We start from the raw sequence: 12,162 nt of genomic DNA, 5'->3' as shown, positions 1-12,162 counted from the left end.
GGAACGCGAGCGTATCGCTACACGATCGTATCGATACGCGGATGTATCGATACACTGGCGTGTCGATCTGTGCGCAACAGGAAGAGAGACCGGGGGATGACCTCCCACATCACACCCGCAGGGGCGGCGGCCGCCCGGAGGGCCGCTCGCCGCCGCCTCATACGCGAGCTGCTGCTCGTCGCGGGGCTGTTCACTGTCTACAAGGCGGGCCGGATGCTCTCGACCGGACGCACCGAGGAGGCCTTCCGCAACGCCGCGCGGATCTGGGACGCCGAGCGCGCCCTGCACCTGCCCGGCGAGGGAGCGGTGCAGCGCCTGCTGCTGCACGGCGACACCCTCGTCCACACCGCCAACACCTACTACGCCGCCGTCCACTTCCCGGCGACCGCGCTCTTCCTGATCTGGCTCTACCTGCGCAGGCCCGACCACTACCTGTGGGCCCGCCGCGTGCTCGCGGTGCTCACCGGAGCCGCCCTCGCCCTGCACCTAGCCTTCCCCTCGCGCCCCCGCGGATGCTCGAGGCCGCGCACCTGATCGACACCGGCCAGGTCTACGGACCCAGCGTCTACGGGGCCGCGCCGGCCACCGACACCATGGCCAACCAGTTCGCGGCGATGCCCTCCCTGCACTTCGGCTGGGCGCTGATGCTCGCGCTCGGCATGATCGCCGCCACCTCCGGCCGGTGGCGCGCCCTGTGGCTGCTGCACCCCGCGCTGACCCTGCTCGTGGTCGTCGGCACCGCCAACCACTACTGGCTCGACGCGATCGTGGCGACCCTGCTCCTCGGCGTGGTCCTGCTGCTCATCCCGCGCCGGGGCCCCATCGGCACCGCCGTGGCCGAGCTGCCGGGTCCGCGGCGCGCCGCCGTGCCCGTGGGGGCCGAGCGGTGAACGCCACCGCCCTCGCCGTCGGCCTCTGCCTCGCCTCCGCCGTGGCCTACGCGGCCGCCGCCGTCGCCCAGGAGCGGCTCGCCCGCGCCGGAGCCGCGCGCAGCGCCAAGGCACTGCTCGGCAACGGTGCCTGGTGGTGGTCGGCCGGACTCAACGCCGCCGCGGCCCTGCTGCACGCGGCGGCCCTGCGGTACGGACCGCTCACACTGGTGCAGCCGCTCGGCGCGCTGACCCTCGTGGCCGCCGTCCCGCTGGGGGCGCGCGGATCCGGCCGCCGGGTGGCCGCCACCGAATGGCGGGGCACCCTGGCCACCGTCGCGGGACTGGGCCTGCTGCTGCTCCCGGCCTCCGGGCCGGCCCCCGACGACACCCTCACCCTGGCCGAGGCGCTCGCCGTCTCCGGGGCCACGGCCGCCGTGATCCTGTTGCTCACCGCCGCCAAGGACCCGCGCTCGGGGCTGCGGCACGCCACGGCCTCCGGGCTGGCCTCCGCGGCCGCCTCGGCCCTGACCCAGACCGTGGCCGTGGCGGGGGCCGCGGCGGATCCCTGTTCAGCGTCCGGGTCGTCGCCGTGGCCCTGCTCGTCGTGGTGTTCGCCGTCGGCGGGATGCTGCTGTCGCAGCGGGCCTACCGGGGCGGGCTCGGTGCCCCGCTCGCCGTGGTCAACCTGGCCAACCCGCTGGCCGCGGCCGCGATCGGCATGGTCCTGCTCGGCGAACGCCTCCAGGGCGGCGCGGCGGGAGTGCTGCTGGCCCTGGCCGGAGCCCTGGCCGCGGCGCGCGGGGTCCTCCTGCTGACGCGTACGCCGCCCGCGCCGCCGCCCGTCCCGGCTTCCGTCCCGTCGCCCGCCGCACCGCTCGGCGCGCTCACCCCGGCCCACCACCGCTGAGCGTACGGAGAACCGTTTCGGCCCCGGGCGCGTCCTCCCTGGAGAACCACCGGAACACCGAAACGGAGTGCATGGACATGGGGATCATCGGCTGGATCATCCTGGGACTGCTGGCCGGAGGCATAGCCAAGGTCCTGCTGCCCGGCCGGGACCCCGGCGGCCTGATCGGCACCACCCTCATCGGCGTGGCCGGCGCCTTCATCGGCGGCTGGCTCTCGGCGAAGTTCCTGGACCGGCCGATCCAGACCCAGTTCTTCGACGTCGCCACCTGGGGCTCCGCCATCGCGGGCTCGCTGGTCCTGCTGATCGGCTACCGGATCCTCTTCGGCAACTCCCGCGACTGAGTCGTCGTCCTGCCGGCCCCACCGGTCCGACCGGTCCGACCGGCGCCTGACCGGCGAAATCAGGCCAGGGCCGGGGCGCGAGCCCTGGCGCCGGCCGGACGGTCCGGTTTCACTGCTGGCCCATGAGACGACACAGGATCATGGGCCTGCTCGGCGCGCTGACCCTCGCCGCGGCCACCCTGGCCGGCACCGCGGGACCCGCGAACGCCGCCGCCCCCGTGCCCGCGCCCGGAGGCGGAACACCGCCCGCCGAGTTCGGCACCGACTGGCACGACCCCCTCACCGCCGGCCCACCCGTGGCCCGGCCCGGGACCCGGTCCTGCGAAGTCACCCTCGCGGAGGCGCAGTTCCGCGACTTCACCCCCTACCGGGGCAACTACGCCCCGCCCCAGGGCTGCGGCGCCGACCACTGGGCCGCGGTGGTGCTCCGCCTCGACGGCAAAGTCAAGGGCCGCCAGTACGACCGCCTCGGCCACCTCTCCCTCGGCGGCGTCGAGATCCTGCGGACCTCCACCCCCAGCCCTCGCCCGACGGCATCACCTGGTCCGTCGAGAAGGACGTCACGCGCTACCGCGACACCCTCGCCCGCCCGCAGCCCGTCGAGATGCTGATCGGCAACGTCGTCAACGACACCTACACCGGCGTCATCGACGTCAAGGTCACCCTCACCTTCTACGCCGCCGAAGGCCGCACCGGCCCCGCCGAGACCCCCGACCGCGTCCTCCCCCTCACCACCCCGGCCGTCACCACCCCGCGCAACACGGAGCGCCTCGTCGCCGAGGTGTACGCCACCGGCTCGGGCGGCGGCTGCGAGGAGTACTGGTACATGACCACCCCGGACGCGGCCCCGTACTCCTGCAAGGCCGCCGACGGCCCCTACCGCGAGGTCCGCGTCTCCGTGGACGGACAGCTCGCCGGCATCGCCGCGCCCTTCCCCACCGTCTGGACCGGCGGCTGGTCCAACCCCTTCCTCTGGTACGTCACCCCCGGCCTCCGCGCCTTCGACGTCCAGCCGATCCGCTACGACCTGACCCCCTACGCCGCGCTCCTCAACGACGGCCGCCCGCACCGGATCGAGGTGTCCGTGGCCGGGGTGCCGGCCGGGCAGAGCGGCTGGAGCACCCCCACCAACCTGCTGCTGTGGCAGGACGAGGCCCGGGAGGTCGTCACCGGCGCCCTGACCCGGAACGAGCAGAGCGCCCCGGCCAACTCCTCCCGCTGGACCCCCGCCGCACCCGGCGGCGAACACCGCCTCGACACCGAGGGCGGTCACCGGCTGACCGTCGCCGGACACCTCGACACCTCCCACGGGCGGGTCACCACCACCGTCACCCGCGCCGTGCGGGGCACCTCCGTCCACCGCTGGACCGACGGCGAGAACCGCGACGCGCTCACCGCCACCTGGACCGACGAGGAGACCGTGACCCGGGGGCCACCGGCACCCGCACCCACCGCACCTACACGATGGACGGCGAGACCACCCTCGGCGCCGGTGACCGGCTGCGCACCGTCCTCTCGCTCGGCGACCGCGCGGACACCGCCACCCTGCGCGGCGGCCGGAAGACCGACATCTCCCGGCTCGACGACCGCTACACGGGCGACGCCACCTACACCGCGAACGTCCCGCGCGACCAGCGGCACGCGGTCGCCACCACCTCCGCCCGCTCCCGCCTGTACGGGTCCCAGGCCCCCGGCGGGTGCTACGACCGTACGGTCACCACCGTGCAGGGCATCCTCACGGCGGACCGCCGACGCTGCTGACGTCCGCGACCCTTACGATGACCGGCCATGGACACGAGTGAGGCTGGCAGACAGCCGATCGACGGGCGCTTCGAGCTGGTCGCGCCCCTGGGCAGCGGCGGCATGGGAACGGTGTGGCGCGCCCGCGACATCGCACTGCACCGCGAGGTCGCACTCAAGGAGGTGCGCCCGCCGGACCCGGCGACCGCCGCCGCCCAGCCCGGTCTCGCCGCCCAGCTGCGCGAACGGGCCGTCCGCGAGGCCCGGGCCCTCGCTCGCCTCGCCCACCCGCACGTGGTCACGATCCACCACATCGTCGAGCCCGCCGTCGGCACGGACGGTCATCCGTGGATCGTGATGGAACTGGTCAAGGGCGGTTCCCTGCACGACCGGCTGGCGTCCGGCCCACTGCCGACGGCTGACGTGCTCCGGCTCGGCCTCGACCTCCTGTCCGCACTGCGCGCCGCACACGCCGAAGGGGTCCTGCACCGGGATGTGAAACCGGCCAACGTGCTGCTGCGCCCCGACGGATCGGCGGTGCTCACCGACTTCGGCATCGCGGCCCTGCACGGCTCGACCGGACTCACCTCCACCGGTGTGCTGATCGGCTCGCCGGAGTACATCGCACCCGAGCGCGTCCGCGGGGAGGAGGGGCTGGCCGCCTCCGACCTGTGGTCGCTCGGCATGCTGCTGTACGTGGCCGCGGAGGGCGTCCACCCGCTGCGCCGGGCCACCAGCCTGGCCACCGTGGTGGCCGTGCTCGACGAACCGATCCCGGCGCCCGTACGCTCCGGCCCGCTGGCGCCCGTACTCGAACGGCTGCTCGTACGGGATCCGGCCGCGCGGCCCGACGCGGAGCAGCTGGAACAACTGCTCCGGGACGCGAGCACCGCTCTCGCCACGGCTCCGGCGGGCCAGGCGGCCCCGCCGGTCGTGGGGCAGTACGGGCCGCCCACACCGCCGCCGTTCGGCCCGGTGCCCCACCCGTACGCGGTCACCGCGCCCCTCCCGGCGGACGCGACCCCGCGCAGGCGCCCGGTCCTGCTCGGCGCCGCCCTCGCGGCGGTCCTCGTGGCCGGGACGGTCGGGATCGTCAAGTGGCTCCCGGACGGCTCCGCCTCCGGCGGCGACGCGAAGGGTGGCATCAGCAGCGGCCCCACCGGCAGCGCCGGCCCCGCAACTTCCCCGGCCCCCTCGACCCCCGGCCCCAAGGCGAGCACGAGCAAGGGCGAGGCCCCCCAGGGCAGCCTGCTCACCCCCGCCAGCATCCGGACCGCGCTGGCGGCCCTGAAGCAGCAGACCGGCACCACCAGCTTCGTGAACCTGCGGATCTACGACGACTACGTCATAGCATCCGTCCCCACCGCCCCCGGAGCCAAGACCGTCGACTCCTGGCAGTACCGCGACGGCGGGGTCACCCGCACCGGCCCCGCCGGCACCGTCAAGGACCGCGCCCCGCTCATCGACATGGCCACGGTCGAATGGGACACCCTGCCCGCCCTCCTGGAGCAGGCCAAGAAGGACCTGGGCGTGGCGAACCCGACCACCCGCTACGTGATCGTCGAGCCCTGGATGCTGGACCAGAGCCCGTCCATGCGGCCCTACCTCAGCGACGAGTACGGGCAGGGCGGCTACGTGCTGGCCGGCACCGACGGCAAGGTCAGGAAGGTCTACCGCTCCTGAGGCGGCCGCTGCCCGCCGCCCGGCGTCTGCGATCCTGACCTTCGTACCCGTTCCGAGGAGCACGACCACCATGCCGAGCTGGCGCACCACACTCACGGCCGCCGGGATATCCGGCACCCGGCTGCGGGAGGACTACACCCACGCCGCCCGCCGGGTACTCCGCCGCGAACCCGCCCCGTACCTCGCGCTGCGCCTGCTCGCCGCGCCGCCCCTGGTGCCCTGGCTCGCCGCCGGCCTCGCCTTCATGAACCTGGTCGACGACGTGGCCGAGACCGGCACTCCGGCGCAACGGGCCGCCAACCTGGCCGCGTTGACCGAGCGGGTCGAAGCCGCCCTGAAGACCGGGGACAGCCCCGACCCCTGCTGCGCGCCTACGCGCACGCCGTGGACTCCCGCGCCCTGCCCGCGCACTGGGTCTCCCGGTTCCTCGAAGGCGCCGCCACCGCGGAGGCCGGTTTCGACGGCTTCGCCGACGAGGCGGAGTTCCAGGCCTACCTCGACGCCTACGCCTGGCCGGGGGTGCTGGTCTTCACCGGCCTCCAGTACCAGGGCGGGCCGGACCCCGAACAGGCCGCGGCCTGGCGGCGGTTCGTCGACGCCGCCCAGCGGGTCGACTTCCTCGCGGACCTCGCCGGGGACCTGGCGGACGGCCGTCTCTGCATCCCGCGCGCCCGCCTCGACGAGCACTCCGTGACCCGCGCCGACCTCGAACAGGCCCGCGACACCCCCGCCGTGCGGGCGCTCCTCGCCGCCGAGACCGGCCGTGCCCGGGCCGCCCTCGAGGCCACCGACGGCATCCTCGACCTCGCCGATCCCGGGCTGCGTCCCGTGACCGCGACGATGAAGGAGCTGATGGCCCAACAGCTGACCGCCGTGGAGCGCGCGGGCATCACGGCCCTGCGCCGGGACACCGGCTATGGCCTGGTGGCCCCCCTGCGCACCCTGCTGAGGGCCCGGGCCGGGGTGCGCTCCCGCACCCCGTAGCCCCGTAGCCCCGCGGGAGCGGTGACATTTGTACTGCCGGTGTCCGTACACGCGCATCTGCCGGGGGAGCGGCCCCGCTCCCTAGCGTGGTGGACATGACCCAGACGACGAAGACTTCGCCGGGCGAGCGGCCCGCGATCCGGTTCCGGCACGCCGCCAAATCCTTCGGACCCGTCCACGCCGTCGCGGGCATCGACCTCGACATCCGGCGCGGGGAGACGGTGGCCCTGCTGGGCCGCAACGGCGCCGGCAAGTCCACCGCCATCAGCCTGCTGCTCGGCCTGAACGAGCCCGACGCGGGCAGCGTGCGCCTCTTCGGCGAAACCCCCGGGCAGGCCGTTCGGGCCGGGCGGGTGGGCGCGATGCTCCAGGAGGGGAGGGCCGTCCCGCGGATCACCGTGCGGGAGCTCATAGCCTTCGTCACCCGGACCTATCCGGCCCCGATGCCCGTCGCCGAGGCGCTGGAACTCGCCGGTCTCACCGCCCTCGCCGGCCGGCGCATCGACCGGCTCTCCGGAGGCCAGGCCCAGAGGGTCCGCTTCGCCGTCGCCCTCGCCGGCAACCCGGAGCTGATCGTGCTGGACGAGCCGACCGCCGCCCTCGACGTGGAAGCCCGCCGGGCCTTCTGGGCGTCCATGCGCGGCTATGCCCGGCGCGGCAACACCGTCCTGTTCTCCACGCACTACCTGGAGGAGGCCGACGCCCACGCCGACCGGATCGTGGTCGTGGACCGCGGCCGGATCGTCGCCGACGGCACGGGTGAGCAACTGCGCCGCGCCGCGGGCGGGTCACTGGTCTCCTTCGACCTGGCCGGGCACTCCTCCGCGCCCCTCGGCGCGCTGCCCGGGGTGGTCTCCGTAGAGGTACGGGGAGACCGGGCCCGGCTGCGTACTCAGGATCCGGACGCCACCGTCGTCGCCCTTGCCGGCCTCGGCGCCGTCCGGGGGATCGAGGTCACCGCGCCCTCGCTCGACGAGGCCTTCCTCGCCCTGACCGAGGCCGGCGTCACCGGCCCCACCATTGCTGCGGGGAGTGCCCGATGATCACCGCCTACGTCCGCCTGGAAGTCCGCCGCACCCTGCGCGACACCGCCTTCGTCGTCTTCGGCATCGGCATGCCGGTGCTCATGTACCTGATGTTCACCAACCTGGGCAGCAGCGGGACCGAGTGGAGGACCGCCTCCATGGTGGCCATGGCCGCCTACGGGGCCTTGGGTGCGGCCCTGTCGACGGGGACCGGCGTCGCCGAGGACAAGGGCGTCGGCTGGCTCCGCCAGTTGCGGGTCACCCCGATGACCCCGCGTCAGGTGGTGGCCGGGCGGGCGCTGACCGGCTCGGTGATCGTGCTGCCGGCCATCGCCGCGGTGCTCGCCGCGGGAGCGGTCGTCAACGGCGTCCGGATGGAGGCCTGGCAGTGGGGCGCACTCATCCTCGTGCTCTGGCTCGGCGCGTTCCCCTTCACCCTGCTCGGCCTGGGCAACGGCTACCGGCTCACCGCCCAGACCACCGGGCTCGTCAACGTGGGCTGCAGCCTCGCGCTCTCCGTGGCCGGGGGCCTCTGGTTCCCCGTCGAGCTGTTCCCGCAGTGGCTGCGCTCCCTCTCCGGACTCACCCCGACCCGCCGCTTCGCCGAGATCGGCCAGTCCGTCGCCACCGGCGCGGCCCCCGGCCCCGTCGCGGTGGCGGTGGTCGCGGTGTGGGCCCTGGTGTTCGGCTCGTACGCGGTGCTCTCGTACCGTCGGTCCGCGAGGACGGCGTAACTCATGAAGCGGGGAACGGGGATGCAAGATCAAGGTCAAGGTCAAGGCCAAGGTCAAGGCTGCGGTCAAGGCCGCGGGCACGGCCCGGTGGGCCCGCCCAGTGCCTTCACCCTGCTGCCCTGGCTGCTCCTGGGGATGGGAGCGATGTCCAACGTCGTCCACGGCGAGACACCCAACCCCTGGATCGGCGGCCTGGGCCTGCTGGTCTTCAACTCCCTCTACATCACCCTGGTGTTCCGCGCCTTCCACAAGCCGGCGCGGGAGGCGCGGAGCACCCGCTGGTGCCTGATCGCGCTGGGCGCGGTCACCTGCGCCCTCGCCATCGCCTACGGAGACAACTGGCTGCTGTTCTTCCCGCTGCTGGGCCTCGCCACCGGCGCGGTGGTCCGGGGCCGGCGGCTCGGCCCGGTGATGTTCGGCGTCACGGCCCTCGCCGGAGTGATCGCGGGGCTGCAGCAGGGCTGGGACGCACTCGGCATCGTCTACGGGACCTTCCTGTCCGGCATGGTCACCGCGGCCATCCTGGCCCTGTCCGAGACGGTGAAGGAACTTCGCGACACTCGGCAGGAGCTGGCGCGGGCCGCCGTGGACCAGGAGCGGCTGCGGTTCTCCCGTGATCTGCACGACCTGCTCGGCCACACCCTGTCGGTGATCGTCGTGAAGTCGGAGGCGGCCCGCCGGATCGCTCCGCGCGACATGGACGCGGCCCTGGAGCAGGTCCGCGACATCGAGTCCGTCGGCCGCCAGGCGCTCACCGAGATCCGTGAGGCCGTCACCGGGTACCGCGAGGCGAGCCTGGCCGCCGAGCTCGACCGGGCCCGGGGTGCGCTGACCGCCGCCGGGATCGAGCCCGTCGTACGGCAGGCCGGGCCCCCGCTGCCCCCGCAGGCGGCGGCGCTGCTGGGCTGGGTGGTCCGCGAGGCCGTGACCAACGCCGTCCGGCACAGTGGCGCCGACACGTGCGAGATCGAGCTGCGGAGCTCCGCCGAGAAGGTCCGGCTGGTGATCACGGACGACGGGGGCGGCGTAGGCTCGACCGCGCCGGGCAGCGGACTGACCGGGCTCACCGAGCGCCTCGCCGTGGCGGGCGGCACCCTGCGCAGCGGCCCCGTCCCGGGCCGCGGCTTCCGGGTCACCGCGGAACTGCCGCTGGAGCCGGCCGGACAAGGGATTGAGGAGCGCGCATGATCAGGGTCCTGCTGGCGGAGGACCAGGGCATGATGCGGGGCGCGCTGGCCCTGCTGCTCGGGCTCGAGGAGGACATCGAGGTCGTGGCGCAGGTCGCCGCCGGGGACGAGATCGTGCCCGCCGCGCTGGAGGCCCGGCCCGACGTGGCCCTGCTCGACATCGAACTCCCGGGCCGCAGCGGCCTCGACGCCGCCGCCGAGCTGCGCACGCGGTGCCCCGGCTGCCGCGTGCTGATCCTGACCACCTTCGGGCGCCCCGGCTACCTGCGGCGGGCGATGGAGGCCGGAGCCGCCGGGTTCCTGGTGAAGGACGGGCCGGTGGAGGAACTGGCCGCCGCGATACGCCGGGTGCTCGCCGGGGAGACCGTGATCGACCCCTCGCTCGCGGCCGCCGCGCTCGGCGCCGGACCGAATCCGCTGACCCGGCGCGAGGTGGACGTCCTGAACGCCGCGGTGGACGGGGCGACCGTCGCCGACATCGCCGCGAAGCTGTACCTGTCGGAGTCGACGGTGAGGAACTACCTGTCCTCGGCCATCGGCAAGACCGGCACCCGCAACCGCATGGAGGCCGTTCGGGCCGCCCGCCGCCAGGGCTGGCTCTGAGCGTTTCTAGTACGCCCCGTTGACGTTGTCGATCGAACCGTAGCGGGCTGCCGCGTAGTTGCAGGCTGCCGTGATGTTCGCGACCGGGTCGTAGGAGTCCTGCGAGGTGCCGGGCACGTGATAGGCCTGGAACGTCGGGTCGATGACCTGGAGCAGGCCCTTGGACGGGATCCCGTTCTGGGCGTTGATGTCCCAGTTGTTGATGGCGAGGGGGTTGCCCGAGGACTCCCGCATCACGTTGCGGTGAATTCCGTTGTAGGTTCCGGGAATTCCGTGCTTGGCCATCACGTCGAGGGACTCGCGGATCCATCCGTCGAGATTGTTCGCGTAGGCGGGCTTGGCGGCCGGCGCGAGGGCGGGCCGGGCGGCGGACCTGCTCGCGCGGGCGGTCTCGTCCTGGGTGCCGAGGTTCAGCTTGATACCGGGCCGGATGATCGCCGGGTTGTCGCCGATGACGCTCCGGTTCGCCGCGTAGAGCTTCTTCCAGCCGCCGCTCACGGAATGGTCCGCGGCGATCTCGGAAAGGGTGTCGCCGGCGACCACGGAATAGGTCGTGGGAGTGGCGGTGGGGGCCGCGGGGGCGGCGGTGTGAGCTGCGGGGGCGGTGGTCGTCGCCACCGCCCCGGCGGTGGTCGCGCTGATCAGCGGGAGTGTGAGGGCCGCGCCACCGGTGCCGACGAGTGCCAGCTTGCGGGTGATCGGGTGGTGCTTCGGCCGGCGGTGCTTTCCCTTTGCGGGCATGGCGGAATTCCTCACGTGGGGGGACGGAGATCCCGGGAGGCGGGCCGGATTCGGCTGCGTACCACCAGGAACGAGGTGACCGTAAGCGAGCCCGCCGGGCGGGAACAAGAGCCCAATTCCACCGGTAGATCGACTTCCCGCTATACGTCCGGTAAATGACCTTGTCGGCGTCTCTGTGCAATAGCCGATTCCCTTTCCGGGAAAAGGGGATCGGCCTCCCGGGGGAAATGATGTTGGCGCATCCGGCGTGACTCACATCACGGGCCGGCGGCTCTGCGGCCAATACGGGCAACTCGGCTCTCCGGGGGCCTCATTCGGGCGACTCGCGCGTAGGGGGTAAATCGCCCATCGCGGATGTTTCCCGGCGCGTAATTCTCAGCTCTGGAGCTCCGCCAGGCGCTCCAGCGCGACCGCCACCGCCGCTTCCGAGGCCGGCAGCAGGGGGAGCCGCACGTCAGGCGTCGGGATCCGCCCCAGCGCGTGGAGCGCGCCCTTGACGACCGTCGGGTTGGGCTCGGCGAAGGCCGCCGCGGACAGCCGGGCCAGCGCGTGCCCCAGCGTGCGCGCCCGCGCCACGTCCCCCGACCGCCAGGCCGCGGCCAGCTCCGCGAACCGGGCCGTCGCCAGATGCGCCGAAGCGAGGATCCCGCCCGCCGCGCCCAGCGCCAGCATCGGGGAGAGGTACGCGTCGTCCCCGGCCAGCACCTCGAACCCGTCCGGCAGGTCACCGAGCAGCGAGACCGTGTCCTCGCCGATGCCCCCGCCCGCGTACTTCACCCCGGCCACCCCCGGGATGGCCCCGATCGCCCGCAGTGCGGATGCGTCGAGCGGCTGCCCCGTGCGGTACGGGATGTGATAAACGATCAGCGGTACGGGGCTCACCTCGGCCAGGTGCGCGAAGTGTGCCAGCACCCCGCCGCCGCGGGCCGTACGAACGACGGGACGGTCACCAGCGCCGCCCGCGCCTGCGGCCACCGGGTCAGCCGGGCCAGCGAGGCCTCGGCGGCCCGGGTCCCGCTCGCCCCGGCGCCGACGGTCAGCGTCGCGCCCCGCTCCCGGCAGACCCGGGCGCACACGTCGGTGACGAGGTCGCGCTCCGCCTCGTCGAGGGCCGCGCTCTCCGCTGTCGTGCCGAGGGCGACGATCCCGGTGGCGCCCGCGTCGAGCACCTCGTGGGCGAGCCCCTCGAGGGCCTCGGCGGCCACCTCCCCGGCCCGGTCGAAGGGGGTGACGAGCGGTACGTGGATCCCGTGGAGGGAGGCGGCGGCGGGCGAGAGGGCCCGAGCCGGGTTCTGAGTGGTGTCCTGTGCCATGCCGTAGAGCCTGGCCCGGCAGACCCGAC

Annotated in this window: 8 protein-coding genes and 4 pseudogenes; 10 read left to right on the top strand and 2 right to left on the bottom strand. The window is 73.9% G+C overall.

Features of this window, described 5'->3' with window-relative positions; translation table 11 throughout:
* Positions 1-96 precede the first annotated feature (96 nt).
* From JIW86_RS06675 to JIW86_RS06630, 10 genes and pseudogenes are all read left to right on the top strand, one after another.
* Positions 97-890: pseudogene (locus tag JIW86_RS06675) on the top strand (phosphatase PAP2 family protein).
* A pseudogene (locus JIW86_RS06670) lies at positions 887-1,779 on the top strand (hypothetical protein). Before JIW86_RS06675 ends, JIW86_RS06670 begins: the two co-directional pseudogenes overlap by 4 nt.
* Positions 1,780-1,856: 77 nt before the next feature.
* On the top strand, positions 1,857-2,123 hold the full coding sequence (locus tag JIW86_RS06665) for a GlsB/YeaQ/YmgE family stress response membrane protein (protein WP_215149134.1): 267 nt from the start codon (positions 1,857-1,859) through the stop codon (positions 2,121-2,123).
* 122 nt (positions 2,124-2,245) lie between these two features.
* Positions 2,246-3,884: pseudogene (locus tag JIW86_RS06660) on the top strand (peptide-N4-asparagine amidase).
* A 27-nt stretch (positions 3,885-3,911) separates the two neighbouring features.
* Complete coding sequence (locus tag JIW86_RS06655) at positions 3,912-5,546, top strand: serine/threonine-protein kinase (RefSeq protein ID WP_257552925.1); 1,635 nt, start codon at positions 3,912-3,914, stop codon at positions 5,544-5,546.
* A gap of 78 nt (positions 5,547-5,624) precedes the next feature.
* Complete coding sequence (locus JIW86_RS06650; protein WP_322975606.1) at positions 5,625-6,530, top strand: squalene/phytoene synthase family protein; 906 nt, start codon at positions 5,625-5,627, stop codon at positions 6,528-6,530.
* A 95-nt stretch (positions 6,531-6,625) separates the two neighbouring features.
* Positions 6,626-7,573 carry an ABC transporter ATP-binding protein gene (locus JIW86_RS06645; RefSeq protein ID WP_257552923.1) on the top strand — a complete coding sequence of 316 codons (948 nt, stop codon included), beginning with the start codon at positions 6,626-6,628 and terminating at the stop codon, positions 7,571-7,573.
* Entirely contained in the window at positions 7,570-8,289 is a 720-nt protein-coding gene (locus JIW86_RS06640; protein ID WP_406365379.1) for an ABC transporter permease, read from the top strand. Before JIW86_RS06645 ends, JIW86_RS06640 begins: the two co-directional genes overlap by 4 nt.
* A 21-nt stretch (positions 8,290-8,310) precedes the next feature.
* Positions 8,311-9,477: a sensor histidine kinase gene (locus JIW86_RS06635; RefSeq protein ID WP_257552922.1), complete on the top strand. Its 1,167-nt coding sequence runs from the start codon at positions 8,311-8,313 to the stop codon at positions 9,475-9,477.
* Entirely contained in the window at positions 9,474-10,079 is a 606-nt protein-coding gene (locus tag JIW86_RS06630; RefSeq protein ID WP_257552921.1) for a response regulator transcription factor, read from the top strand. The genes JIW86_RS06635 and JIW86_RS06630 overlap by 4 nt, the downstream gene beginning before the upstream one ends.
* 6 nt (positions 10,080-10,085) lie before the next feature.
* On the opposite strand, the gene JIW86_RS06625 is transcribed toward JIW86_RS06630, so the two are convergent.
* Together JIW86_RS06625 and JIW86_RS06620 are read right to left on the bottom strand one after the other, a co-directional pair.
* Positions 10,086-10,820 (bottom strand): LysM peptidoglycan-binding domain-containing protein, encoded by a 735-nt coding sequence (locus tag JIW86_RS06625; protein ID WP_257552920.1) that lies wholly within the window; start codon positions 10,818-10,820, stop codon positions 10,086-10,088.
* A gap of 375 nt (positions 10,821-11,195) precedes the next feature.
* Positions 11,196-12,133 (bottom strand): annotated as a pseudogene (locus JIW86_RS06620) (dihydrodipicolinate synthase family protein).
* Positions 12,134-12,162 lie beyond the last annotated feature (29 nt).

This window comes from Streptomyces sp. NBC_00162, from assembly GCF_024611995.1.
In the GTDB taxonomy this organism is placed as follows: domain Bacteria; phylum Actinomycetota; class Actinomycetes; order Streptomycetales; family Streptomycetaceae; genus Streptomyces.
Note: the sequence above shows the minus strand (reverse complement) of the source record. Positions and strands in the feature narration are given on the sequence as shown.

Coding starts and splice junctions, on each gene's coding strand:
- JIW86_RS06645 (WP_257552923.1), top strand. CDS start 6,626: ATGACCCAGACGACGAAGACTTCGCCGGGCGAGCGGCCCGCGATCCGG.
- JIW86_RS06640 (WP_406365379.1), top strand. CDS start 7,570: ATGATCACCGCCTACGTCCGCCTGGAAGTCCGCCGCACCCTGCGCGAC.
- JIW86_RS06630 (WP_257552921.1), top strand. CDS start 9,474: ATGATCAGGGTCCTGCTGGCGGAGGACCAGGGCATGATGCGGGGCGCG.
- JIW86_RS06625 (WP_257552920.1), bottom strand. CDS start 10,820: ATGCCCGCAAAGGGAAAGCACCGCCGGCCGAAGCACCACCCGATCACC.
- JIW86_RS06665 (WP_215149134.1), top strand. CDS start 1,857: ATGGGGATCATCGGCTGGATCATCCTGGGACTGCTGGCCGGAGGCATA.
- JIW86_RS06655 (WP_257552925.1), top strand. CDS start 3,912: ATGGACACGAGTGAGGCTGGCAGACAGCCGATCGACGGGCGCTTCGAG.
- JIW86_RS06635 (WP_257552922.1), top strand. CDS start 8,311: ATGCAAGATCAAGGTCAAGGTCAAGGCCAAGGTCAAGGCTGCGGTCAA.